21 protein-coding genes are annotated in these 23,607 nt (G+C 72.3%); 10 read left to right on the top strand and 11 right to left on the bottom strand.

What is annotated here, in order from left to right:
- The first annotated feature begins 27 nt into the window (after positions 1-27).
- Positions 28-1,203 carry an ROK family protein gene (locus tag AAD528_RS09630; RefSeq protein ID WP_345751856.1) on the top strand — a complete coding sequence of 392 codons (1,176 nt, stop codon included), beginning with the start codon at positions 28-30 and terminating at the stop codon, positions 1,201-1,203.
- A gap of 40 nt (positions 1,204-1,243) precedes the next feature.
- Here the strand turns inward: AAD528_RS09630 and dnaB are convergent, their stop codons facing one another.
- From dnaB to rpsF, 5 genes are all read right to left on the bottom strand, one after another.
- Positions 1,244-2,587 carry a replicative DNA helicase gene (dnaB, locus tag AAD528_RS09625; protein WP_345751909.1) on the bottom strand — a complete coding sequence of 448 codons (1,344 nt, stop codon included), beginning with the start codon at positions 2,585-2,587 and terminating at the stop codon, positions 1,244-1,246.
- 750 nt (positions 2,588-3,337) lie between these two features.
- Positions 3,338-3,793, bottom strand: coding sequence for a 50S ribosomal protein L9 (gene rplI / locus AAD528_RS09620; protein ID WP_345751855.1), 456 nt, complete (start codon positions 3,791-3,793; stop codon positions 3,338-3,340).
- A 9-nt stretch (positions 3,794-3,802) separates the two neighbouring features.
- Positions 3,803-4,057, bottom strand: coding sequence for a 30S ribosomal protein S18 (gene rpsR / locus AAD528_RS09615; protein ID WP_055987764.1), 255 nt, complete (start codon positions 4,055-4,057; stop codon positions 3,803-3,805).
- 50 nt (positions 4,058-4,107) lie between these two features.
- Complete coding sequence (locus AAD528_RS09610) at positions 4,108-4,623, bottom strand: single-stranded DNA-binding protein (RefSeq protein ID WP_345751854.1); 516 nt, start codon at positions 4,621-4,623, stop codon at positions 4,108-4,110.
- Positions 4,624-4,628: 5 nt separating this feature from the next.
- On the bottom strand, positions 4,629-4,991 hold the full coding sequence (rpsF, locus tag AAD528_RS09605; protein ID WP_345751853.1) for a 30S ribosomal protein S6: 363 nt from the start codon (positions 4,989-4,991) through the stop codon (positions 4,629-4,631).
- Positions 4,992-5,198: 207 nt separating this feature from the next.
- Here rpsF and AAD528_RS09600 point away from each other — a divergent pair, with 207 nt between their 5' ends.
- Positions 5,199-6,341, top strand: a complete 1,143-nt coding sequence (locus AAD528_RS09600) for a hypothetical protein (RefSeq protein ID WP_345751852.1) — start codon at positions 5,199-5,201, stop codon at positions 6,339-6,341.
- A 188-nt stretch (positions 6,342-6,529) separates the two neighbouring features.
- Here AAD528_RS09600 and AAD528_RS09595 read toward each other — a convergent pair whose 3' ends face one another.
- The 5 genes from AAD528_RS09595 to AAD528_RS09575 all read right to left on the bottom strand — a co-directional run bounded on the left by AAD528_RS09595 (position 6,530) and on the right by AAD528_RS09575 (position 11,934).
- Positions 6,530-7,321 (bottom strand): amino acid ABC transporter ATP-binding protein, encoded by a 792-nt coding sequence (locus AAD528_RS09595; protein ID WP_345751851.1) that lies wholly within the window; start codon positions 7,319-7,321, stop codon positions 6,530-6,532.
- Entirely contained in the window at positions 7,308-7,967 is a 660-nt protein-coding gene (locus AAD528_RS09590; protein WP_345751850.1) for an amino acid ABC transporter permease, read from the bottom strand. The genes AAD528_RS09595 and AAD528_RS09590 overlap by 14 nt, the downstream gene beginning before the upstream one ends.
- A gap of 127 nt (positions 7,968-8,094) precedes the next feature.
- On the bottom strand, positions 8,095-8,892 hold the full coding sequence (locus AAD528_RS09585) for an amino acid ABC transporter substrate-binding protein (protein ID WP_345751849.1): 798 nt from the start codon (positions 8,890-8,892) through the stop codon (positions 8,095-8,097).
- 123 nt (positions 8,893-9,015) lie between these two features.
- The gene (locus AAD528_RS09580) at positions 9,016-10,119 is read right to left on the bottom strand and encodes an NAD(P)-dependent alcohol dehydrogenase (protein WP_345751848.1); all 1,104 of its coding nucleotides are present in this window, start codon (positions 10,117-10,119) and stop codon (positions 9,016-9,018) included.
- A 195-nt stretch (positions 10,120-10,314) separates the two neighbouring features.
- A complete protein-coding gene (locus tag AAD528_RS09575; RefSeq protein WP_345751847.1) occupies positions 10,315-11,934 on the bottom strand; it encodes a hypothetical protein in 1,620 nt (539 codons plus the stop codon).
- 250 nt (positions 11,935-12,184) lie between these two features.
- Between AAD528_RS09575 and purL the strand changes: the two genes are divergently transcribed.
- The 8 genes from purL (at position 12,185) to AAD528_RS09535 (ending at position 22,001) form a co-directional block, all read left to right on the top strand.
- On the top strand, positions 12,185-14,491 hold the full coding sequence (gene purL, locus AAD528_RS09570) for a phosphoribosylformylglycinamidine synthase subunit PurL (RefSeq protein WP_345751846.1): 2,307 nt from the start codon (positions 12,185-12,187) through the stop codon (positions 14,489-14,491).
- Positions 14,488-14,649, top strand: coding sequence for a hypothetical protein (locus AAD528_RS09565; RefSeq protein ID WP_345751845.1), 162 nt, complete (start codon positions 14,488-14,490; stop codon positions 14,647-14,649). The genes purL and AAD528_RS09565 overlap by 4 nt, the downstream gene beginning before the upstream one ends.
- Positions 14,650-14,707: 58 nt before the next feature.
- The gene (locus tag AAD528_RS09560) at positions 14,708-15,448 is read left to right on the top strand and encodes a hypothetical protein (RefSeq protein WP_375339598.1); all 741 of its coding nucleotides are present in this window, start codon (positions 14,708-14,710) and stop codon (positions 15,446-15,448) included.
- Between the two features lie 93 nt (positions 15,449-15,541).
- Positions 15,542-19,123: an ATP-binding cassette domain-containing protein gene (locus AAD528_RS09555; protein WP_345751844.1), complete on the top strand. Its 3,582-nt coding sequence runs from the start codon at positions 15,542-15,544 to the stop codon at positions 19,121-19,123.
- Between the two features lie 130 nt (positions 19,124-19,253).
- Positions 19,254-19,616 (top strand): YciI family protein, encoded by a 363-nt coding sequence (locus tag AAD528_RS09550; RefSeq protein ID WP_345751843.1) that lies wholly within the window; start codon positions 19,254-19,256, stop codon positions 19,614-19,616.
- Positions 19,616-20,896 (top strand): RNA polymerase sigma factor, encoded by a 1,281-nt coding sequence (locus AAD528_RS09545; RefSeq protein WP_345751842.1) that lies wholly within the window; start codon positions 19,616-19,618, stop codon positions 20,894-20,896. The genes AAD528_RS09550 and AAD528_RS09545 overlap by 1 nt, the downstream gene beginning before the upstream one ends.
- Complete coding sequence (locus AAD528_RS09540; RefSeq protein WP_345751841.1) at positions 20,893-21,252, top strand: YciI family protein; 360 nt, start codon at positions 20,893-20,895, stop codon at positions 21,250-21,252. Before AAD528_RS09545 ends, AAD528_RS09540 begins: the two co-directional genes overlap by 4 nt.
- Positions 21,249-22,001, top strand: coding sequence for a DUF899 family protein (locus AAD528_RS09535; protein ID WP_345751840.1), 753 nt, complete (start codon positions 21,249-21,251; stop codon positions 21,999-22,001). Before AAD528_RS09540 ends, AAD528_RS09535 begins: the two co-directional genes overlap by 4 nt.
- Before the next feature lie 45 nt (positions 22,002-22,046).
- Here AAD528_RS09535 and AAD528_RS09530 read toward each other — a convergent pair whose 3' ends face one another.
- Positions 22,047-23,504, bottom strand: a complete 1,458-nt coding sequence (locus tag AAD528_RS09530; RefSeq protein ID WP_345751839.1) for a class-II fumarase/aspartase family protein — start codon at positions 23,502-23,504, stop codon at positions 22,047-22,049.
- Between the last annotated feature and the right edge of the window lie 103 nt (positions 23,505-23,607).

The following is a 23,607-nucleotide window of genomic DNA, read 5'->3' as shown; positions in this document are numbered from 1 at the left end:
GGCACGGGCCGAGCCAGCCTCGGTCGCGTGCTCGAGTTCGCCTGGGACGCGGGGGTGTTCACCGCGAGCGACGCCATGTCGGCCACGTCGCTGACGAGGTCGACGACGATCGACGCGATCGACACGCTCGTCGAGGCGCGCGTGCTGCGCGAGCTCCCCAATGCCCGCGACGCCGGGGAGTACCGCGCCGGACGGCCGGCCCGCCGCTTCGAGCTGCCCGCGGATCTCGGCCTGGTCGCCGGCCTCGACGCGGGCGACTCGCACCTCAGCCTGACGGTCGCCGACCTCGCCGGCCGGGCGATCCTGCACCGGCGGGTGGAGATCGATCCGGCCCACTCGATCCCGCAGCGGCAGGAGGCGGTGCTCCACCTCCTCGAGTCCGCCGTCGCCGAGACCGACGTGCCCCGCGACGCGCTGCTCGCCCTGTGCGTCGGCGTGGCCGCGCCGGTGAACCGCGACGGCCACTCCCCGCCGCACCCGGAGGGGTTCTGGGAGCGCACCAACGCGGGACTCGTCGACCTGCTCGCGGACCGCGCGCGCGTCGTCGAGGTCAAGAACGACGCGCAGCTGGCCGCCACGGCCGAGGGCACGACGGGCGGCGCCGTGGACTGCCGCGACTACGTCGCGCTGCTGGCCGGCGAACGGCTCGGCGCCGGGGTCGTGATCGACGGCCACCTGCTGCACGGCATGCACGGCGGCGTCGGCGAGATGTTCGCGTTCGACTACGTCCGCGGCGTCGATTCGGCGTTCGGCCTCGGCACGATCATCGAGCAGCGGGCCCGCGCCATGATCGCCGCGGGCGAGGCGGCGCCGGACGGTGCGCTCGCCGCGCTGCGCCCGGGTGAGATCGACGCACGCCACGTGCTGGCGCTCGCCGCCGACGGCGACCCCGACGCCTCGAGCATCGCGCGCGTCGCGGGCGAGAGCCTCGCCCGCATCGTGGGCGTGCTCGGGAGCATGTTCGACCCCGAGCGCGTGATCGTGTGCGGCGCGATCGCGGACGGCGTGGAGCCGGTCCTGGAGGCCGCGCGCGCCGCCCTCGGCCCACACCTGCACCTGCCCGCCCCGAGCCTCGTCCGCTCGCGTCTCGGCGCGGACATCGTCACGCAGGGCGCCGTGCTGCGTGCGCTCGACAGCGCGCGCCACGTGGCACTCCCCCGCCTCGCGGAGGAGCGCCTGCGCGGCGCCGCGGCGCGGGTGTAGGCGCGAGGATCATCGGCGGCCCGCCCGGGCGGGCGGATCGCTACTGGAAGTCGTTCGCCGGGGCCATGTCCGCGAAGCGCGAGAAGTGGCCTTGGAAGGCGACCTCGATCGTGGCGGTGGGGCCGTTGCGGTGCTTGGCGACGATCAGGTCGGCCTCGCCCGGGCGGGTGTCCTTGTCGTACACCGAGTCGCGGTGCAGCAGGATCACCATGTCGGCGTCCTGCTCGATCGAGCCCGACTCGCGCAGGTCGCTCACCTGCGGGCGCTTGTCGGTGCGCTGCTCGGATCCGCGGTTCAGCTGCGACAGCGCGATGACCGGCACCTGCAGCTCCTTCGCGAGCAGCTTCAGAGCACGCGAGAACTCGCTGACCTCCTGCTGACGCGACTCGACCTTCTTGCCGCTCGTCATCAGCTGCAGGTAGTCGATGATGACCATCTTGAGCCCCGCGCGCTGCTTGAGCCGGCGGCACTTCGCGCGGATCTCCACGAGCGTCATGTTCGGGCTGTCGTCGATGAACAGCGGCGCCTCGTGGATGCGACCGCGCGTCTGCGCGATGTTCGTCCAGTCGCGCGAGTCGAGCGTGCCCTTGCGGATGTTCTGCAGCGGGATGGCGCCCTCGGCGCTGAGCAGGCGCATCGCGATCTCGGCCTTGCCCATCTCGAGCGAGAAGAACACGGCGGGCATGTTGTTCTTGATCGCCGCGGCGCGGGCGAAGTCGAGCGCGAGCGTCGACTTTCCCATGGCGGGACGCGCGGCGACGACGATCATCTGACCGCCGTGCAGGCCGTTGGTCAGCTCGTCCAGCTCGTTGAAGCCGGTGGGCACGCCCGTCATGCCGCCGTCGCGGCCGCCGGCGGCCTCGATCTCCTCCATCGCGGCGTCCACCGCGATCGAGAGCGGCACGTAGTCCTCGGTGCGCTCGGTGCCCGTGACGCTGTAGATCTCGGCCTGCGCGTTGTTGACCAGGTCGACGGCCTCGCCCTCGCCGGCGTACCCCATCTGCACGATGCGCGTGCCGGCGTCGACCAGGCGGCGCAGCAGCGCGCGCTCGGCGACGATGTTGGCGTAGTAGCCGGCGTTCGCGGCGGTCGGGACGATCGACGTGAGCGAGTGCAGGTAGTCGGCGCCGCCCGCCCTCTGCAGGTCGCCAGTCTTGATGAGCTCGTCGGTGACCGCGACCACGTCGGTGGGCTCGCCGTGCGAGTACAGCGACAGCACGGCCTCGAAGATCAGCTCGTGCTTCGGGATGTAGAAGTCGGCGCCGCGCAGCGACTCGATGACGTCGGCCACCGCGTCCTTCGACAGCAGCATGCCGCCCAGCGTCGACTGCTCGGCGAGGAGGTCGTGCGGGGGCGTGCGCTCGTGCTCGCGGCGCCCGCCCATGCGCTCGTCGGAGATGTCGGCGATCGACACGTGGACTTCCTTTCCTCCCGGGCATGGGATGCGGGCGCGGGCGCGCTGCTCGGGTTCGGGGATCCGGCTGGGGTGATCCGGATCGGGACGCGCTGCGACCAGGGAAGCAGGGGCCTCCGACATCCGCCCGTTCACCGTAGGGTCGGGGTTCTCCCCAAGCAAACCGGCCTGTGGATAACTCTGTGGAAGAGTTGCGGAAACCGCCGACGCAGGTGTGGAAACCTCCTGTGGAGAAAAGCGACGCGCCCGGGAGCGCGCCTGCTTTATTTCATCCCCGACCAGGGATTCGCAGTTCCCACATCCTGTGGATGACGTTGTGATTAAACAACTGCTTGAAGGTTGGTCGAACCATGCCCGGGTGTGAACAACTCCGGGGCGACCGGTCCCCCGGAAGGCCGATATGTCAAGTGCGGATGAACGGGATCTGACCACAAAGAATCCTCGGCTCCCGCTGTGGCTCCGCACATCCCCGGGCACCCGTCGGCCGACACGCTCCCGCCGCCCTCACGGGCACCGGATCGCCCAGCCCGGGGTCGATCGACCCATGCCCGTCGCCGGAGGCCGCGGCCCGGGTGGACGCCATGTCCGCTCCGGTCCACGGTGATTCAGGCGGGTCCGCCCCATGCAGATCGCCCCCGCATCCCGCGATCACGCCGCTCCGGCACGACGAAAGCGGGGCGGATCCCGAAGGATCCGCCCCGCTTCGAGAGCGTCGGACGCTTACTTCTTGAGCGCGACGACCTGCAGCGAGATCACTGCGGTGACGTCGTCGTGCAGGCGCACGACGGCCTCGTGGTCGCCCACCGACTTGATGGCGGCGGGGATGGTGATCTTGCGCTTGTCCAGCGAGCCCAGACCGGCCTCGGACACCGCGTCGGCGATGTCACCGGTCTTGACCGAACCGAAGAGACGACCCTCGGCGCCCGCCTTGACGGCGAGCTTGACCTTGGCGCCCTCGATCGTGTTCTTCAGGGCGACGGCCTCCTCGTGCGTCGCGATGGCGCGAGCCTCGCGGGCGGCACGGATCGACGTGACCTGCTTCTCCCCACCGCGCGTCCACGCGGTGGCGAAGCCCTGGGGGATGAGGTAGTTGCGGGCGTACCCGTCCTTGACCTCGACGACGTCGCCGGCAGAACCCAGGCCGTCGACCTCATGCGTGAGAATCAGCTTTGCCATGGTTGCTCCTTAGCGGCCGGCGCCGGCGTAGGGCAGGAGCGCCATCTCGCGCGCGTTCTTGATCGCCTTGGCGATCAGACGCTGCTCCTGCACCGACACACCGGTGATACGACGGGCGCGGATCTTCCCGCGCTCCGAGATGAACTTGCGAAGGGTGGCGACATCCTTGTAATCGATGAGGCCGACCCGGATCGACTTCGCGGGAGCGGCGTTCTTCGCGCCCTTCCGCGGCTTGCGGCGGTCGCCGCTCGACTTTCCAGCCATTATTGGTCCTTAGAGATTTGCTTCGGATGCCGCGAGCGGCATCCAGAGGTTCAGAACGGGGTGTCGTCTCCGAACGACCCCGGGGTGCTCCATGCGTCGGCGCCCGTCTGCGACCCAGGGGTCGACCACGGCTCCTGCGAGGCCTGCTGGCGCGGCTGACCGCCGCCGCCGAACTGGCCCTGCTGACCGCCGCCCTGACCGCCCGCGGCGCGGGTGACCTGTGCGGTGGCGTAGCGCAGCGACGGCCCGATCTCATCGATCTCGAGCTCGATCGTGGTGCGCTTCTCGCCTTCCTTCGTCTCGTAGGAGCGCTGACGCAGACGGCCCTGCGCGATGACGCGCATGCCCTTCGTCAGCGTGCCCGCGACGTGCTCGGCGAACTCGCGCCACACGCTGGCGCGCAGGAAGAGAGCCTCGCCGTCCTTCCACTCGCCGGACGCGCGATCGAAGTTGCGCGGCGTCGAGGCGATCGTGAAGTTCGCCACGGGCAGTCCGTTCTGCGTGTAACGCAGCTCGGGGTCAGCCGTGAGGTTCCCCACGACGGTGATGACGGTTTCGCCGGCCATGGGACTTAGGCCTTCGCCGCCGTCTTGCGAGCAGCCCGCTCCTCGGCGCGCTTGGCCTCGGAGGCGATCATGGCGATGGCCTCCTCGGCGCGCAGCACCTTGGTGCGCATGATCTGCTCGTTCAGGCCGAGCTGGCGGTCCAGCTCCTGGGTGGCCTCGCTGGTCGCGGTGAAGTTGACGACGGCGTAGATGCCCTCGTTCTTCTTCTGGATCTCGTAGGCCAGACGGCGCTTGCCCCAGATGTCGATGTTCTCGATCGAACCACCGGACTCGGTGATCACGGTCAGGAACTTGTCGACGATCGTGGGAACCTGGCGCTCGTCGATCTCCGGCTGCAGGATGGCCATGAGCTCGTACTGGTGCGTCACTTACCCACCTCCTTCGGACTTGATCGGCTGCCGGGCATTTCCCGACAGCAGGAGGGTGTTGTGCACGTCATGCGGGCGAGCGCGAGCGCGCGCGGATCCGCACAACCTGGACAGTCTATCGGACCGGGGCGGGCCCCGCGAGACGAGCTCCCAGGATCGATGCGGATCATCCGTCGGGCGCCGGATCCGCGCGCTACCGTGACGAGCGTGAGCCTGCCTCCCCCCGCCCCGCGCGCGTTCCCCTTCGAGGCGCGGCCGCTGCTGGATCCGGTGGATCGGCAGGACGTGCGCCGCTTCCACGAGGAGCTGAAGCGCCGCTTCCCCACCTCGGGCGCGAACGTCGTGGTCATCGTCGTGCTGGGCGTGATCTTCGTCCCGGTCGTCCTGGTGGTGCTCGGGATCTTCGCGACGGTGATCGGGTCGTTCGTCCGCGACGGCCGGGGCCTGATCGCGCTGCCCTTCCTGCTCGTCATCCTGGCGGGCCTCTCCGTGGCGGTCTGGGCGATCGTGCGGCACGTGCTCGGCGGCCGACGGGAGCGGCGCTACCGGCTGGACCGGTTCGCGCGGGCGAACGGCCTGGCCTACATCCCGAAGCTGGATGCGCCGCCGCTGCCGGGCCTGATCTTCGACGACGGCCACTCGAGGGTCGCGACCGATCTCCTGCGCGGCGAGCAGCCGCGGTTCGTGGAGTTCGCGAACTACCAGTACACGACCGGATCCGGGAAGAACCAGCAGACCCACCGCTGGGGCTACGTCGCGATCCACACCGGCACGCCGCTGCCGCACATCGTGCTCGACGCCGTGGGCAACAACTCGGTGTTCGGCTCGAACCTGCCGGCCCGCTTCGCCAAGGCGCAGCGCCTGAGCCTCGAGGGCGACTTCGACCGGTACTTCACGCTGTACTGCCCCGAGGGGTACGAGCGCGATGCGCTGTACCTCTTCACCCCCGACGTCATGGCGCGGTTCGTCGACAGCGCCGCGCAGCTCGACGTCGAGATCATCGACGAATGGCTCTTCCTCTACACGGGGCGCCCGGTCTCCACGACGGATCCGGCCACATGGGCCTGGCTGTTCTCGGCGGTGTCCGCGCTGACCGACAAGCTGGCGCAGTGGCAGCGCTGGCGCGACGAGCGGCTCGTCCCCACCGCCGCGGCGCTCCCGTTCCACACCGCCTCGGCCGCCACGCCGCCGCCCGCGGGCGACTGGCTCGGACCGAGGGGTGTCGCGCAACCGGGCCGCCGGCTCAAGGGCGGCATCCCCTGGATCGCGATCGTCGTGATCCTGCTGGCGCTCGGCGTCTTCGCGGGCCCGCCGCTGCTCGGCGCGCTCGGGCTCCTCTTCGCCCGCTGAGCCCGCGGGGCCGGAGGGGAAGAGTCAGGGCCCGGAAGTCCTCCCCCGAGGCATCCGGGCCCCGCACGGCCGGTCTCGTCCGGGCCGCACAGCCTGACACGGAGCCCCCCGGCATCACGCGTCTGGCGACGTCTTCACTCAGAGAGACGCGCGCGGTGCGGATCGGTTACGCGACTTCCGGGATTTTCTCAGAGGTCTTCCGGGTGCCCCTCGAAGGGGCGCAGGATCCGGTCGAGGAACCGCCGCGTGCGCTCGTTCTGCGGGTCGCGGAAGATCTGCGCCGGTGCGCCGCGCTCGGCGACCACTCCGCCGTCGAGAAAGAGCACCTCGTCGGCGACCTCGCGCGCGAACTGCAGCTCGTGCGTGACGACGACCATGGTCCAGCCCTCGTCGGCGAGCTCCTTCATCACGACGAGCACCTCGCCCACGAGCTCGGGGTCGAGGGCCGACGTCGGCTCGTCGAACAGCAGCAGGTCGGGCCGCAGCGCGAGCGCGCGCACGATGCCCACGCGCTGCTGCTGACCTCCCGACAGCTCGTGCGGGTACGCGTCGCGCTTGGCCGCGAGGCCGACGCGGTCGAGCAGCTCCTCGGCGTTCGCGAGGGCCTCCGCCCTCGGCACGCCCTGCACCGTCACGGGGCCCTCGATCACGTTCTGGATCACCGTGCGGTGCGGGAAGAGGTTGTGGTGCTGGAACACCATCGCGGAGCGGTCCCGGATGGCGAACCGCTGCGGTGTGGAGATCCCGCCCGCGAAGTCGACCTCCGGGCCGCCGTCGAACGCGAGCGTGCCGGCATCCGGCGTCTCGAGGCCGTTCAGCGAGCGCAGCACGGTCGTCTTGCCCGAGCCCGACGGCCCGATCAGCGCGACGACCTCGCCGCGGCGCACCTCGAGGTCGATGCCGCGCAGCACCTCGTGGTCGCCGAATCTCTTGCGCAGGCCCGTGGCCCTCAGCAGCACGGGTCCGTCAGTGCGCGACATAGCGATCCAGCCTCTTCTCCACGCGGCCCTGCACGGCGGCCAGCACCGTGCAGAACAGCCAGTAGACGAACGCGGCCACGAGGTAGATCGTCATGAACTCGCTCGAGAAGGTCGCGATCCGCTGGGCCTCCTTGAACATCTCCGTGACGAGGATCGTGGACGCCAGCGACGTGTCCTTCACGAGCGAGATGAACGTGTTGGACAGCGGCGGCACGCTCACGCGCGCGGCCTGCGGCAGGATGATCCGGCGCAGCGTGACGGCGTTCGACATGCCGATCGTGTACCCGGCCTCCCACTGCCCGCGCGGCACCGACAGGATCGCCGCGCGGATGATCTCGGCCGCGTAGCCGCCGACGTTGAGCGAGAGCGCGATGATGGCCGAGGGCCAGGGCGGCAGCGTGACGCCGAGCGAGGGCAGGCCGTAGAAGATCACGAACAGCTGCACCAGCAGCGGCGTGCCGCGGATGACCGAGACGTACGCGCGGCCGATCCACGACAGCACGGGGTTCGACGACAGCCGCAGCAGAGCGATCCCGAGCGCGATCACGAGGCCGAGCGCGAACGAGGCGAGCGTCAGGGGGATCGTGCCGGTCAGGCCGCCGAGCACGAGCGGCCAGAACGACTGCAGGATGAGCTCCCAGTCCACGCCGATCTCCCTCTCATCGCCCTCGCTCCGCGGGGCATGTCCCAGTCTCGGCCCGAAAGCCGATCACCGTGTCCCACTTGACGCCGTCATGCCATCGCATTCGGGCGCCGAGTGGGACACGGGCGGATCACTTGCTCACGTCGGCGCCGAAGAACTCCTGGCCGAGCTCGGCGAGCGTGCCGTCCTCGGCCAGCTCCGCCAGCGCGCCGTCGATCGCCTCGGCGAGGTCGGCGTCGTCCTTCGCGAAGACGAACGCCATCTCGCCCTTCTCGGGCGTCTCGGCGGCGATCTTCAGGCCCGCGTCGGGGTTCTGCGCGACGTAGTCGAGGTAGGTCAGCTTGTCGTTGATGGTGGCGTCCACGCGGCCCTGCGCGAGCAGCTCGACCGACTGCGCCCAGCCCTCGACGGCCTCGACCTTCGCGCCCGACTCCTCGGCGAGCGCGTACCAGTTGCTCGACAGCGACTGCGCGGTGGTCTTGCCGTCCAGGTCGTCGAACGACGCGATGTCCGTGTTGTCCTCGGGCACGACGATCACACCGGGCGAGACGGTGTACGGCGCCGAGAAGGTGTACTTCGCCTTGCGGTCGTCGTTGATCGTGACCTGGTTGGCGATCGTCTCGAAGCGTCCCGCGTCGAGGCCCGCGAAGATCGCGTCCCACTGCGTCTCCTCGAACTGGATCTCGACGCCGAGCTTCTCGCCGACCGCCTTGGCGACCTCGACGTCGTAGCCCGTGAGCTCGCCCGCGCCGTCCTCGTGGAAGCTGAAGGGAGGGTAGGTGCCCTCGGTCGCGACGATGAGGGTGCCGTCGGCGAGCGCCGCGGGGCCGTCGGCGTTCGCGCCGCTCCCGGGCTGTCCGCTGCAGCCGGCGAGGGCGAGCACGGTGAGCGAGGCGGCGGCGACGGAGGCGATGCGGGTCATGCGCATGAGTGGATCCTTCGTGAGGAGACGGTACGGGCGACGGCCCGACCATCAAGCTCAGCACGCGGGCCCAGGGGTTGTCGAACCGGGATGACGCCGTGTTTCTTCCCCGGGACGCGGATCCGGGCCTCAGAACACCACGACCGGCTTGATCACCTCGCCCGACTCGGAGTCGGCGAAGGCCGCGTTGATCTCGCCGAACGGGTAGCTCCGCACGAGCCGGTCGAACGGGAAGTGGCCGGCACGGTGCAGCGCGATCAGCTCGGGGATGAACAGCTGCGGCACGGCGTCGCCCTCGACGACCCAGGTGACCCGGATGCCGCGCGACAGCGCCGTGGGCAGGTCGATGACGCCCTCGCTGCCGGCCGCGGCCGCGCCGAGCGCCCCCGCGTGACCGGCGACGCCGAGCGCGTCGATCATCTGCCGGAACACGCGCGCGTTGCCGGTGGTGTCGAGCGCAGTCTGCACGCCGCCGCCGGTGATCTCCTGGATCCGCGCGACGGCGTCCTCACTCGCGCCGTTGATCACGTGCGTCGCGCCGAGCTCGGTCGCCAGGCTCAGCCGGTCGTCGTTGATGTCGACCGCGATGACCGTGCCCACGCGGGCGGCGACGGCGGCGAGCAGGGCCGAGAGGCCGACGGCGCCCGCGCCGAACACGACGAAGCTGCCGCCGGGGGCGGGGCGCAGCACGTTGAGCACCGCGCCGGCGCCCGTCTGGACGCCGCAGCCGAGCGGGCCCGCGAGCTCGAGCGGGAAGTCCTCGGGGATCTTCACGACGCTGCGCACCGACGCGTTGACGACCTCGGCGAAGGACGACTGGCCGAAGAAGTGCGACAGCACCGGAGATCCCTCGCCGGTCGCGAACGCGGCGGTGCCGTCGGGGCGCCCGCCCGCGAAGTTGTGGACGTAGATGTTCTCGCAGTACGCGGGGTGACCGCCGAAGCACGAGCGGCACGCGCCGCAGCTGTTCACGCTGAGCACGACGCGGTCGCCGGGGCTCAGGTGGCTCACGGCCGAGCCGACGCGCTCCACGATCCCCGCGCCCTCGTGGCCCAGGACGATCGGCAGCCCGCTCGTGGGGATCCATCCGTCCCGCACCACGGCGTCGGTGTGGCACACGCCCGTCGCGACGAGGCGCACCTGCACCTCGTCGGCGCGCGGTTCGTCGAGCGCGAGCTCGCGGATCTCGAGCGGCTTCCCGATCTCCTCCAGGACGGCGGCCTTCACGTTCATCCGGAACCTCCTCGTCTCCGGGGCGCCCCGTCGCGCCCGCCGCCGGACTCTACGCCCGGAGCCCGGACGCGGTCGAGGCGTCCTTCCGTTGAAGTGGAGCCGCGCGGTTGGGCTCCGCGGGGCGCCGGGTTGCCTCTAACTGACGCCGTTCGGTCGATCGGGCGTCACATCGAGGCAAGCGGCCGCGCGACCGGGCTATGCGGCGGGGCCGGGCGCGCGGGCCTCGTCGCGGCGGCGGATGAGGTCGCGCCGGGTGCGGGAGGTGAGGAGGGACGGATCGCCCAGGGCCGGCAGTGACGGCCAGGACTCCGGATCGCCCACGCCGAGCGCCGCGAGGTACGCGCCCGCGCGGGCGGCCGGCGTTCCGCCGCGCAGCCCCAGGGTCGCCATGAGCGCGGCCGGATCGGCCGCGCCGGCGGGGGCGAACGCGTCGTTCGCGGTGCCGGCGATCCACGCGATCGCGGCGGCCGCCAGCTCGGGCTTGCCCTTCGCGAACAGGCGCGGGTCGGTGTCGGCGAGGAGGTCGGCGATCCGGGTGGCCGAGATGGCGAGCTCGGGATCCGCGAACAGCTCGCCGCACGCGCGCTCGATCAGGGCGCGCACCCGCTCGACACCGGCCCGGGCGCGCTCGTCGAGGCCCCGGTGATCCGGCACGACGCGGGTCATGGGCACGGCGTCGAGCGCGTCCAGGTGGCGACGGCCGCCGACGCGCGCCGCCAGCAGCGTGAGCTCGTGGTCGCCGCCCGCCGGCGCCTCGTCGTCGAGCTCGAGGAGGTCCAGGAGCGCGTCCTCGAGCTCGTCGACCGCCTCGAGCGACCGCGCCGTGAGCCGGTCGGCGACGCCCGCGCGCGCGTGTCCCTCCTCGATCAGGATCTTCAGCGCGGCCAGCATCCCCTCGGGCTCGGCCTCCGTCTGCTCCTCGAACGGCAACAGCTCGAGCAGCAGCGCCTCGACGAACGTGTCGCTCCACAGTCGCGGGTCGCCCGCGCCGCTGTGCTCGCGGTTGAGGGCGATCAGCAGACGCGCGTGCGCCTCCGCGTCCGGCTCGCGGCGCGCGACCGCGCCGGCGAGCTCGTCGTCCAGCGCCGCATCCGCGGCGGGGCGCGGGAACCCGCTGCCCCCGTCGGGCAGCGCCCGCAGGATCCAGGCGAGCAGCGGCCGCGACGACGGCCACGTCGCGGTGACGAGCGGCGGCTCGAGGGTCAGGTCGTCCGCGACCGCCCGCTCGACGCGGGCCCGGGCATCCGCCGCGGAGATCTCCACGCGGGGGAACTCGTCGGCGTCCACGCCGCGCCCGCCCGCGGCGAGCGCGGCCTGCAGGGTCTCGGGCGCGAGGAACGCGTCGCCGATCGTGCCGCCGCCGTCGCGATCGATGAACACGGTGGCGGTCACGGGTGTGCCGTCGGCGAGGATCGCGCCGATCAGGATCGTGGCGTCCGCGCCCAGCACGTGGTCGAACGCGGCGACGCCGGTGATCTCGGGCGCCCCGCCCTGCGCGATCCATCCGGGCAGCGTCCGCCAGCGCCCGGCGGCCTCCGTGCGGACCCGCTCCGCCAGCGCGGTGTCCCCGGATCCGGATCCCTCGAGCAGCGTCGCCATCGCCAGCAGCAGCGCGTCGGACTGCCGCACGGCGTCGGCCAGCGTGCGGTCCACCATCTCCGCGAGCGTCGGCATCCCCGACACGGGATTGCCCTCCGCGTCGAGCGGGCGGCGCAGCATCTCGAGCACGGTGCTCGCGTAGGCCATCAGGTCGAACGCGTCACCCCGCAGCGCCTCGTCGACGTTGCGGATGAGATCGAGGTCGCGGCGGGGCATGCATCGAGGGTATCCGCGGGGTCGCACGCCCCCAGCCCGTGCACGAGAACACGTCCTCTCAGCGGCGACATGCCCGATCTGCGCGGATTCGGCGTGGCCTCGCTGAGAGGACGTGTTCTCGCGGGAGGAGGCCACGGCCTCTCGCGGGCGGAGGCCATGGCCTCTCGCGGGGGCACCCGGGCGACCGTCATACCGGGCGCGGATAGACTGGATCCCCGTCCGGCCCGCCGCCCGTCGAGGAGCCTCCCGCGTGACCACCCCCACCATCGACACCGTCGCCAACGCGGCCGCCACGCCCGAGCGCGAGCAGCCCTACGAGGCGCTCGGCCTCAAGCCCGACGAGTACGCGAGGATCCGCGACATCCTCGGCCGCCGCCCCACCTCGGGTGAGCTGGCGATGTACTCCGTGATGTGGTCGGAGCACTGCTCCTACAAGTCGAGCAAGATCTACCTGCGCCGCTTCGGCGACAAGGTCTCGGACGAGATGCGCAAGCGCCTCATGGTCGGCATGGGCCAGAACGCCGGCGTGGTCGACGTGGGCGAGGGCTGGGCCGTGACGTTCAAGGTCGAGTCGCACAACCACCCCTCGTACATCGAGCCGTTCCAGGGCGCCGCGACCGGCGTCGGCGGCATCGTGCGCGACATCATCTCGATGGGCGCGCGCCCCGTCGCCGTCATGGACCAGCTGCGCTTCGGCGCCATCGACCACCCCGACACCGCGCGCGTCGTGCACGGCGTCGTGTCGGGCATCTCCTCGTACGGCAACTGCCTGGGACTTCCGAACATCGGCGGCGAGACCGTGTTCGACTCCGTCTACCAGGCCAACCCGCTCGTCAACGCGCTCGCGGTCGGCGTCATGCGCCACGAGGACATCCGCCTCGCCAACGCCACCGGCGCCGGCAACAAGATCGTGCTGTTCGGCGCGCGCACGGGCGGCGACGGCATCGGCGGCGCGTCGATCCTCGCCTCCGACACCTTCGCCGACGGCGGGCCCACCAAGCGCCCCGCGGTGCAGGTGGGCGACCCGTTCGCCGAGAAGGTGCTCATCGAGTGCTGCCTCGAGCTCTACGCGGGCGACCTCGTCGAGGCGATCCAGGATCTCGGCGCCGCCGGCATCTCGTGCGCGACCAGCGAGCTCGCCGCCAACGGCGGGTCCGGGATGAACGTCGAGCTCACGAACGTGCTGCTGCGCGACCCCTCGCTGACCGCCGAGGAGATCCTCATGAGCGAGTCGCAGGAGCGGATGATGGCGATCGTCGCACCCGAGAAGCTCGACGCGTTCCTCGCGGTCGTGAAGAAGTGGGACGTCGAGACCAGCGTGCTCGGCGAGGTCACCGGCGACGGCCGCCTCGTCATCACGTGGGACGGCGAGACCATCGTCGACGTCGATCCCTCCACCGTCGCGGTCGACGGCCCGGTCTACGAGCGCCCCGTCGCCTACCCGGCCTGGATCGACGCGCTGCAGGCCGACTCCGCCGCGTCCCTCCTGCGCCCGACCGAGGGCGCGGAGATCGTGGATCAGCTGAAGCGGCTGACCGCGTCGCCGAACCTCGCCGACGCGTCCTGGATCACCAACCAGTACGACTACTACGTGCTCGGCAACACGGCGCTGGCGTTCCCGGACGACGCCGGCATGATCCGCGTGGACGAGGCCTCGGGCCTCGGCGTCTCGATCGCCACGGACGCGAACGGCCGCTACTGCCAGCTCGACCCGTATGCGGGCGCGCAGCTGGCCCTGGCCGAGGCGTACCGCAACGTCGCCGTCACGGGCGCGATGCCGACCGCCGTGACCGACTGCCTGAACTTCGGCTCGCCGGAGAACCCCGAGGTCATGTGGCAGTTCTCGCAGGCCGTCGACGGCCTGTCGGACGCCTGCCTCGAGCTCGGCGTTCCCGTCACGGGCGGCAACGTGTCGTTCTACAACCAGACCGGCGACACCCCGATCCACCCGACCCCGGTGGTCGGCGTGCTCGGCATCATCGACGACGTCTCCCGCCGCATCCCGAGCGGATGGCAGGACGCCGGCGAGAACATCTACCTGCTCGGCACGACGGCCACCGAGCTGGACGGATCGGCATGGGCCGGCACGATCCACGGCCACCTCGGCGGGCGCCCGCCGCGGGTCGACCTCGCGGGCGAGCGCACGCTGGCCGGGCTCATCCAGGCCGCGAAGGACGAGATGCTCGTCTCCAGCGCGCACGACCTGTCGGAGGGCGGTCTCGCGCAGGCGCTGGTCGACGCCGTGCTGCGCTTCGGCGTCGGGGCCCGCGTCTGGCTGCGCGAGATCATCGAGCGCGACGGCGTGGATGCCGCGACCGCCCTGTTCTCGGAGTCGACCGGACGCGTCATCGTCACCGTGCCGCGCGAGGAGGATGTGAAGTTCCGCGGCCTGTGCGAGGGCCGCGGCTACCCCGTGCTGCGCATCGGCGTGACCGACAGCGAGCCCACGCTCGAGGTGACCGACCTGTTCCAGGTGCCGGTCGCCGAGCTGCGCGCGCTGTCGTCCGGCACGCTGCCCGCCGCGTTCGGGCCGACCGTCGTGGAGCCGGCGGCATGACGCTGATCAACCACAGCGAGCTCGAGCCCGACGGCGAGGCGGCGGACCACTGGTCGGAGCGGCGCAATCGTCGGATCCGCGTGGTCGCGTGGATCGTGATCGGCGCGCTGATCGTGACGGGCGGCGGGGCCACGCTGTTCGCCCTGCTCGTCGGCTGACGCGCACCGGCACGCACGGGCCGGTGCGGCGGCCTCCCCCGCGCCCTAGAGTCTGAGCGTGGGCGAGATCCTCGGCGCCGTCGGCGACTTCATCGGCGGCAACTGGTGGCTGTGGTTCGTGTTCGGCGGATCCATCATCGGCGGCGTCCGCGGCATCGCGGCATGGTCCGAGCGGGCCGCGAAGCGGCGCCACAGGCGCCGCCTCGAGGTCATCCGCGCCAAGGCCGAGGCGAAGGCGCTCACCGCGACGCCGCTGCCGGCGGGCGTCGAGGAGTCGGACCAGCGCTCGCGCGCCGACCGGCTGCAGCGCCTGATGGACGCGCACGACGACGTCACGCGGCGGTGGCTCGACTACGAGCTGGACGTGGCGAAGCTCATCGCGTTCCCGACCATGAGCGACGGCCGCGAGGCCCTCACCGCGGCGTTCCTGCGCGCGAAGAAGGCGGCGGACGGGCTGCGCCCCGCATCGGCCGACGCGCGCGTCGACGCGGATTCGCTCGCGGAGTACCGCGACGCCGTGCACGACTACGAGGTCGCGTTCGACGTGGCGGAGCAGGATGCCCGCCGCGTGCGCGACAGCGGATTCACCGAGGCCGAGCGCAAGCGCCTCGACCGCGCGCAGCAGCTGCTGCAGGTCGCCGTCGACCAGTCGGCCACGGCGGCCGAGCGCCGGCTCGCGTACAGGCGGGTGCGCGACGAGCTCGACGGCCTGATCGCGATCTCGGACGAGGCGATCCGGGTGCTCGAGAAGAAGGTCGCCCCGCCCATCGAGCGGCGCCGTCCGCCCGAGCCGGCCTGACCGGCCCGCGCTCCTCCACCCACCCGGCATCCGATCTCGCGCGGGTTCGACGACGAGCGTGAATGTCGGACATGCGTCGTAGCGTTGTCGGTGATGTCCCAGGCAGCTCCTCCCGCTTCTCGCGCGCGCTCCCGGCCCGACCGACGGGCGGGCGCGTCGACGCATGCGCCCGGACGTCCGGCATGGCGTCGGCTCGACTGGCGGCGCCTGCGGAGCGTCGCGTCGTTCTCCGCGATCCTCCTCCTCGTCGCGGGTGCGACCGGCCAGGCGGCCGGAACCGTGATCGCCGGCCGGCTCGCCGGCGGCCCCACGTCGGGCGCGCTCCTGCTCTTCGCTCTGTGCGTCGTCGGCGGGGCGGCGCTCGACAGCGTCGGCCAGGTGCTGTGGGCCGGGGTCGTCGACCGCGCCGAGGGTCGCCTGCGCGGCGACCTCCTGACGGCAGCGATGAGCCAGCCACTGTCCGTCCTGTCCGAGCAGGCCGTCGGCGAGGTGATGGACCGGGTGGACGACGACACGCGCGCGGTCGGCTCGCTCGTCCGGCGTCAGCTCTGGGGAGCGGGCCGCACGGTCGCGGGCGTCGTGCCGCTCTGGGTGGTCGCGAGCGTGGCATGGTGGCCCGCCTGGATCATGTTCCCGGTGCTCGGCGTGCTGGTGGCGCTGGTGGCGCGTCCCCTGCTGCGCGAGATCGCGCGCCGCAAGGTGGTCGAGGAGGAGGCCTGGACGGATCATGCGGCCGCGTTCGAGGAGGCGGTGGCAGCTCGGAACGACCTGCGCACCAGCCTGGGGCAGGCGTTCGCCGTGCGGCGCCTCGCGCAGATCTCCGCCGTCGTGCATGCCCGACTGCGGGACCTCACCGGCCTGGAGATGCGGCTGATCAACCGGGCGGAGCTGCTGCTGCACGCTCTCCTGGGCGGCGTCGCCGTCGTGGGAGCCGTGCTCGCGTTCGGCGGCAGCCTGCCCGTGGAGCAGCTCGTCACGCTGTTCCTGGCGACAGCGCTGCTCGTCGGATCGGTGTCGAACCTGGTGCATCACCTCCCGGACATTCAGGAGGGGGTCGGCGCTCTGGTCCGCATCCGGCAGATGCTCGAGGTCGAGCCGGAACCGGTCGGCGGCCTCGACCTGCCGGCCGGGCCCGTCGGCCTGGAGGTGCGCGATCTGGACTTCGCGTACGCAGAGGGCGAGTTCGCGCTGAAGGACGTGTCACTTGAGGTGCCCGCCGGAGAGACCGTGGCGCTCGTCGGGAGGACGGGGTCGGGCAAGTCGACGCTCGCCGCGCTGATCTCCCGTGCCCAGGAGCCCGCCCCAGGGACGGTGTTCCTGGGCGGGACCGACGTGCGCGCCCTGGACCTGCAGAAGCTGCGCGCCGCCGTGGGCGTCGTCACCCAGCGCACCGAGATCCTCGCCGGGACCCTGGCCGAGAACATCGCCCTGTTCGCACCGGTCGGGCGCGGCGAGATCGAGGCCGCCGTGGCCGAGCTCGGACTCGCGGACTGGGTCGCAGGTCTCCCCGACGGGCTCGACACCGCGCTCGGCCCTGGCGGCACGGCCCTGTCCGCCGGCGAGGAGCAGCTCGTCGCCTTCGCGCGGCTGCTCGTGCGACACGTCCAGGTGGTCGTGCTCGACGAGGCGACCGCCCGCATGGACCCGCTCACGGAGGCGCGCGTCGTCGCGGCCTCCGAGCGGCTGCTGACCGGGAGGACGGGCGTGCTCGTCGCGCACCGGCTCACCACGATCGAGCGCGCCGGCCTCGTCGCCGTGCTCGACCACGGGCGCGTCGTGCAGCAGGGGCCGCGAGCGACCCTCGCCGCGGAGGACGGACCGTTCCGGCGCCTGCGGGAGGCCGCCGCATCGGAGGGCGTGATCGATGACGCCGCGGACGGCGAGCGCGCAGACGCCCCGAGCGTCGGGGCCGATCCGGCGACGGGCGACACGACAGAAGCCGTCGGGACCCGGCGCCGCACCGGCACGCCGCCGGATCTCGCCGCACCCGGCGACGGGCCCTCGCTCGCGCGCGGCATCCTGCACGTCCTGTTCGTGCGGCCCCGGTGGGGCGTGCTCGGCGCGGCGCTGTTCCTGGTGTCTGCGCTCGCGTCGGCCCAGGGTGCGCTGACCGGGTTCCTGTGGGGTCGGACGGTGGAGGCCCTGCAGGAGGGCGACCTGCCGTGGGCGCTGCTCGCGGGGCTCGTGACGCTGGTGCTCATCAGCCCGCTCGCGCTCGGCCGGGCGATCTACCTCTACCCGAGCTGGTGGGTCGAGAATCTGCTGCGGGTCCGCATGCGCGTCATGTTCGGGCAGACACGGCAGCACCGCCTGCCGACCACGCCGCCGGGCGAGATCGTCGCTCGCGCGATGGATGCCGACCGCTACGTCATGTACGCCGACCGCTGGGTCGATTTCGTCAACGGCCTGATCATCGCGGGCGTCACCGCGCTCGTATCGCGATCCTGGCTCGCGGGCGGCGTGCTGCTCGGGGTCATGGTGGTGTCGGCGCTGGCGGCCGCCGTCGGCCGGCCCGTCGCCGGGCGTTCGGCGACGCGGTCGTCCGCCGCCCGCGCGCGGTTCGGGCGCTCGCTCGTGTCCGCGCTCGACGCGGCCCGCACGGTCAAGCTCGCGGCCCGCACCCCCGACGTGCACCGGCACCTGCAGGAGGTCGACAGCGGCCGCGTGCGGGCGGCGATCTTCGAGCACCGCGTCCAGGCCGTGCTCGACGGCGTGCCGATCGTCGCGCTGCACATCGGCGCGGTGGCCGCGTGGGCGGCATTCCTCGCGGACGTCTGGAACCTGGCGACCACGCTTCTCGTCGCGAACGCGGTGACCGGCTTCGGCTGGTTCGGCGTGGTCGCGGGCGCCGTCGTGACCGAGGCGCCGGGGACGCGCAGCTGGCAGCAGGCGACCGCCCGCTTCGCGGGCGGCGTCGACCTCGTCGACCGGGTGCCCGGGGTCGACCTCGTCGCCGGCACCGCACCCGAGCCTTCCACCGCCCGGCGGGAGCCGCTGCAGACCCTGGAGCTCGCGGGCGTCACCGCCGTGCACGACGACGGGACGCTCGGGGTCACCGGCGTCGATCTCGTGGTCCGGCGCGGCGAGCTGGTCCTGCTGCTCGGGCAGGTCGGCTCCGGGAAGTCGAGTCTGCTCGCGGCCCTCGCGGGCCTCATGGAGCACACCGGCGAGATCCGATGGAACGGCGCCGAGATCGCCGACGCCGAGGCGTTCCTGCGCCCCGGCCAGGTGGCGCACGTCGCACAGGTGCCGCGCGTCCTCAGCGGGACCTTCGCCGACAACGTCCGCCTCGACCACGAGCGCGACGTCGACGGACCGATCGACGGCGCGCGACTCGGCCAGGACGTGAGCGAGGCGGGCGGCTCGCACGCGCTGGTCGGGCACCGCGGGGTGCGGCTGTCCGGCGGGCAGGTGCAGCGCCTCGCGCTCGCGCGTGCGCTGGCCGCCGATGCCGAGCTGCTGCTCGCCGACGATGTGTCCTCGGCGCTGGACGCGCGCACCGAGATCGAGCTCTGGCAGGCCCTGCGAGACCGCGGCACGACCGTCATCGGCGCCACCTCCAAGCGGGCCGCACTCGCCCGCGCGGATCGGGTCGTCGTGCTGTCGGACGGCGAGGTCGCGGCCGACGGCCCGTGGCGCGAGCTCGCCGCACGCTGGAGCCACCTGGCCGGCTGACCCCGCCGACGGCCCTGCGGATCGACGTCCGGACCCTCTTGAATTCGGATCGCGAGAACGTGTCGAATCGACGGGGGCGCATTCGTAGCTCTCATGAGGACCGCCGCAGGCGATCGAAGGGAGCGCGATCATGGCGCGGTATCTGCTGTCGGTCATGGGCCGCCAGGACCACACCGCCTTCGGGGGCTACGACTCGGAGGAGGAGATGCGCGAGGGGATGGCCGAGACCGGCGCCTTCAACGCGCGGCTGGCCGAGCGCGGCGTGCTCGTGTTCGTCGACGGCCTCGAAGCGCCGGCCACCGCGACGGTCGTCGACGGCCGAGGATCGGCGCCGATCCTCACGGACGGCCCCTTCATCGAATCGAAGGAGGGCCTGAACGGTCTGTGGATCATCGAGGTCCCCGACCTGGACGAGGCGCTGACGATCGCGCAGGAGGCGTCGCGTGCGTGCCGCGAGCTGGTCGAGGTCCGTCCGTTCGCCCGCGACTGGTGATGACCGAGACCGTCGAGGCCACGATCGCCAGGACCCACCGCGACGAGTGGGCGCGGGTCGTGGCGGGGCTCGCGCGGCGCTACGGCGACCTCGACCTGGCCGGGGACATGGCCGCCGAGGCCTTCGCCACCGCGATCGAGCGCTGGCCCGCCGACGGCGTGCCGCCGAACCCCGGCGCCTGGATCACCACGACCGCGCACCGCAAGGCGATCGACCGGCTGCGTCGAGAGAACCGCCGCGACGAGAAGCACAAGGAGGCGTTCATGCTGCAGGACGACTCCCCGGTAGGGCCTCTCGGCGCCGTTGAAGACGACCGGCTCCGGCTGGTGTTCACGTGCTGCCACCCCGCCCTCTCGACGGACGCGCGCGTCGCGCTCACGCTCCGGATCGTCGGCGGTCTGACGGTCGCCGAGATCGCGCACGCGTTCCTCGTGCGGGAGACCACGATGGGACAGCGGATCAGCCGGGCGAAGGCGAAGATCAAGGCTGCCCGGATCCCGTACCGCGTTCCCGAGACCGCCGACCTCCCCGCCCGCGTCGCCGGCGTCCTGTCGGTCCTGTACCTGATCTTCAACGAGGGCTATCTCGCTTCCGGCGCGCAGTCGGGTCCGATCCGACGCGACCTGACGGGCGAGGCGATCCGACTCACCCGGCTTGTGCGCGAACTGCTGCCTGCCGGCTCCGCGGAGCGCGGGGAGGCGACCGGGCTGCTGGCGCTGATGCTGCTCACGGAGGCCCGCGCCGCCGCGCGCGTCTCGGCCGACGGCGAGCTCGTGCGCCTCGACGAGCAGGATCGCGGATCCTGGGACCGCGCGCTGATCGAGGAGGGGATCGGGTTCGTGAACGCGCGGATCGACGCGGTCGCCCGAGGCGAGGGCGCGCCCGGCCGGTATCAGCTCCTCGCCGCGATCAACGCCGTGCATGTCTCCGCGCCGCACGCGCGCGACACCGACTGGTCGCGGATCGTGGCGCTGTATGGGCAGCTGGAGCGAGTCGATCCGAACCCGATCGTCACGCTCAACAAGGCCATCGCGGTCTCCGAGCTCGACTCGCCGGAGGTCGGCCTCGCCATCGTCGAACGGCTCGACGACGCGCTGTCCGGATACCACGCGTTCCACGCGACGCGCGCCGAACTGCTGCGGCTGCTCGGACGGTCGCACGACGCGCGCGCCGCGTACGACCGGGCGATCGAGCTGGCGGGGAACACCGCCGAGGTCGCCCACCTGACCCGCCGCCGCGGCCAGCTCGCGGCGACCGCCCCGAAAGGAGAAGCACCATGACCGAGAAGTTCCTCGTCCTCCACCTCACCGACCCGACGGGATCCGACCTGCCGCCGGAGGAGGACCAGCGCATGCTGGAGGCCTGGGCCGACGAGGGCGAGGCGGCCGGCACCCTCGGCGCGGGCGCCCCCGTCGCGGGACGGGATCGGGCCAGGTCCGTCGTCGTGCGCGACGGAGAGTCGATCGTCACCGACGGCCCGTTCCCCGAGTTCAAGGAGTGGTTCGCCGGCTACGACCAGCTCGAGGCCGATTCCATCGACGAGGCCGCCGCCTACATGGCGAAGCACCCGTCCGCCGTGCTCGGACGGATCCTGATCCTGCCGGTCGTGAAGCTGCCGTGGGAGCAGGACGCATGAGCGCCGGCATCCCGCCCGTCGTCGACCGGACGGCGTGGCAGGCGGCGCGGGACGAGCTGCTCGTGCGCGAGAAGGCGCACACGCGCGAGGGCGACGCGATCGCGGCGGCCCGGCGCCGGCTGCCGATGGCGGAGATCGACGCGGCCGTCGAGGTCACGGGCCCGGACGGCCCGGTGCCCTTCGTCTCGCTGTTCCAGGGCCGAGACGAGCTGCTCGTCTACAAGCACATGTGGCACGACGGCGCGCCCTTCCAGGGCCAGTGCGAGGGCTGCACGGTGTCGGCCTGGCACATGCGCGACGCCGTGTACCTCGAGGCGCGCGGGGTGTCGTTCGCGATCCTGTGCGAGGGTCCGTGGGACGAGATCGCGCCCTACCTCTCGTTCATGGGGTACACGCAGCCGTGGTTCTCGGTGCGCGGTGCAGCCGAGCCGCTCGGCGGCGCGATGGGCCACATCACGGTGTTCCTGCGCGACGGCGAGCGGGTGTTCCTCACCTACGACACGACCGGACGCGGCACCGAGGCGATGGACTCGTCGTTCGCGCTGCTCGACATGACGCCGTACGGCCGCCGCGAGGCGTGGCAGGACGTGCCGGACGGCTGGCCCGAGGGCCGCCCCGCGTGCTGGTACTGGCGCACCGACGAGGAGGGCTCCGGCGGCTTCACCGAGACGAGCCGCCCCACGCCGCAGTGGACGCGCCCCGGCGCCGGTCCCGTCGACCATCTCGGCCGCCACGCGCACCATCACTGATCCGGATCCGCGGGACGACCCCGGCCGTCGGCAGGCGGGCCCGAGTCACTCCTCCGCGACGGCGTCGCGCGCGCGGCGCGCGGCCTCGCGGGCGATCTGCGGCGCGAGCCCGACATGGCCGGCGGGATCGAGCAGCTGCCGGATCCGCGCGGGAGGCAGCGCCGCGATGACCCGCGGATCGGACACCAGCAGCCCCTCGAAGTCCTCGCCCTCCGTCGCGCAGCGCATGGCGGCCTCGTACACGATGCGGTGCGCCTCGTCGCGGCCGATCTCCTCGCCGAGCGCGAGCATGACCGCCTCCGAGCCGATCAGGTTGCCGCTCAGCTCGAGATTGCGCCGCATCCGCTTCGGGAACAGCTCCAGCCCCTCGAGGATCACCTTCAGCCGCATCAGCAGGTCGCCCATCGCGACGAGGCTGTTCTGCATCGCCGCGTCGAGCTTCGCCGTCGCGCCGCCGTCGGCCTCGTGCGGGTGGATCACCGCCGCGACCGCCTCGGGCGCGGTGGAGCGCACGAACGCCGCGAGGTCGAGCACGTCGGCCGAGAGCTTCGGGTTGCGCTTGTGCGGCATGGTCGAGCTGCCGACGGACCCCTCCGGCACGGGCTCGGACACCTCGCCGAACTCGGTCTGCATCATGGTCTCGACCTCGATCGCGATGCGCGCGCAGGATGCCGCCACGATCGCGAGGTCGGAGATGTAGCCCGACTGCGGCGACAGCAGCGCGCGCGACGGCACCGGCATGGGGTCGAGGCCGAGCAGGTCGGCGACGCGGCGCTGCACCTTCGGGCCCACCTCGCCGAGTGACGCGAAGCTGCCGACGGCGCCCGCCATCATGACGCGCAGGCACGGCCGCACGCCGTGCTCGATGCGGTCATGACCGCGCAGCAGATCATCGATCCACGTGGCCACCTTGAGGCCGAACGTGATCGGCACCGCGTGCTGCCCGTGCGTGCGACCGGGCATGATCATGGTCGCCGAGCGCTCGGCGAGGTCGGCGAGGGCGGCGAGGCAGTCGAGCAGCAGGCGGCTGACGATCGCGTGGGCGCGGCCGATCAGGATCGCGTGCCCCGACTGCATGATGTTCTGGCTCGTCGCGCCCCAGTGCACCCATCCCCCGGCGCCGTCGCCCGCGGCCTCGGCGAGCTCCTCGATCAGCGGGACGAGCGGATGCCCCTGCACCCGCATCCCGGCGATGACCTTCTCGCGGTCGAGGTGCGAGAGCCGGCCGACCTGCGCGATCCGGCGCGCCGCGTCCTCCGGCACGATGCCGACCTCGGCCTCCGCGCGCGCGAGCGCCACCTCGACGTCCAGCCACGACTGCCAGATGCTCTCCGTCGTGTAGAGCGCGCGGATGCCGGCGTCCGGCACGCTGTAGTCGGTGAACCTCCCCGCGTCGCCCGCGACCTCTGCGATCGTGAGGTCGCTCGCGAGCGTGCCGAGGGAGGAGACCGCGGGGTACGGCGGGATCGCGACGGGCGGACTGTCCGGATCGGCGGAGGACACGATCACACCCCCGCGGCGGCGGATTCGAGTCGGGCGTGCTCGGAGGCCATGCCAGCAGAGTAGAACGCCCCGCGCACCGGGCGCGCCGCCGCGGGCGATTTCC

Origin of the sequence: Microbacterium rhizophilum (assembly GCF_039605615.1) — a bacterium.
Taxonomy (GTDB): Bacteria; Actinomycetota; Actinomycetes; order Actinomycetales; family Microbacteriaceae; genus Microbacterium; species Microbacterium rhizophilus.
This window is presented reverse-complemented; position numbering and strand designations above follow the sequence as displayed.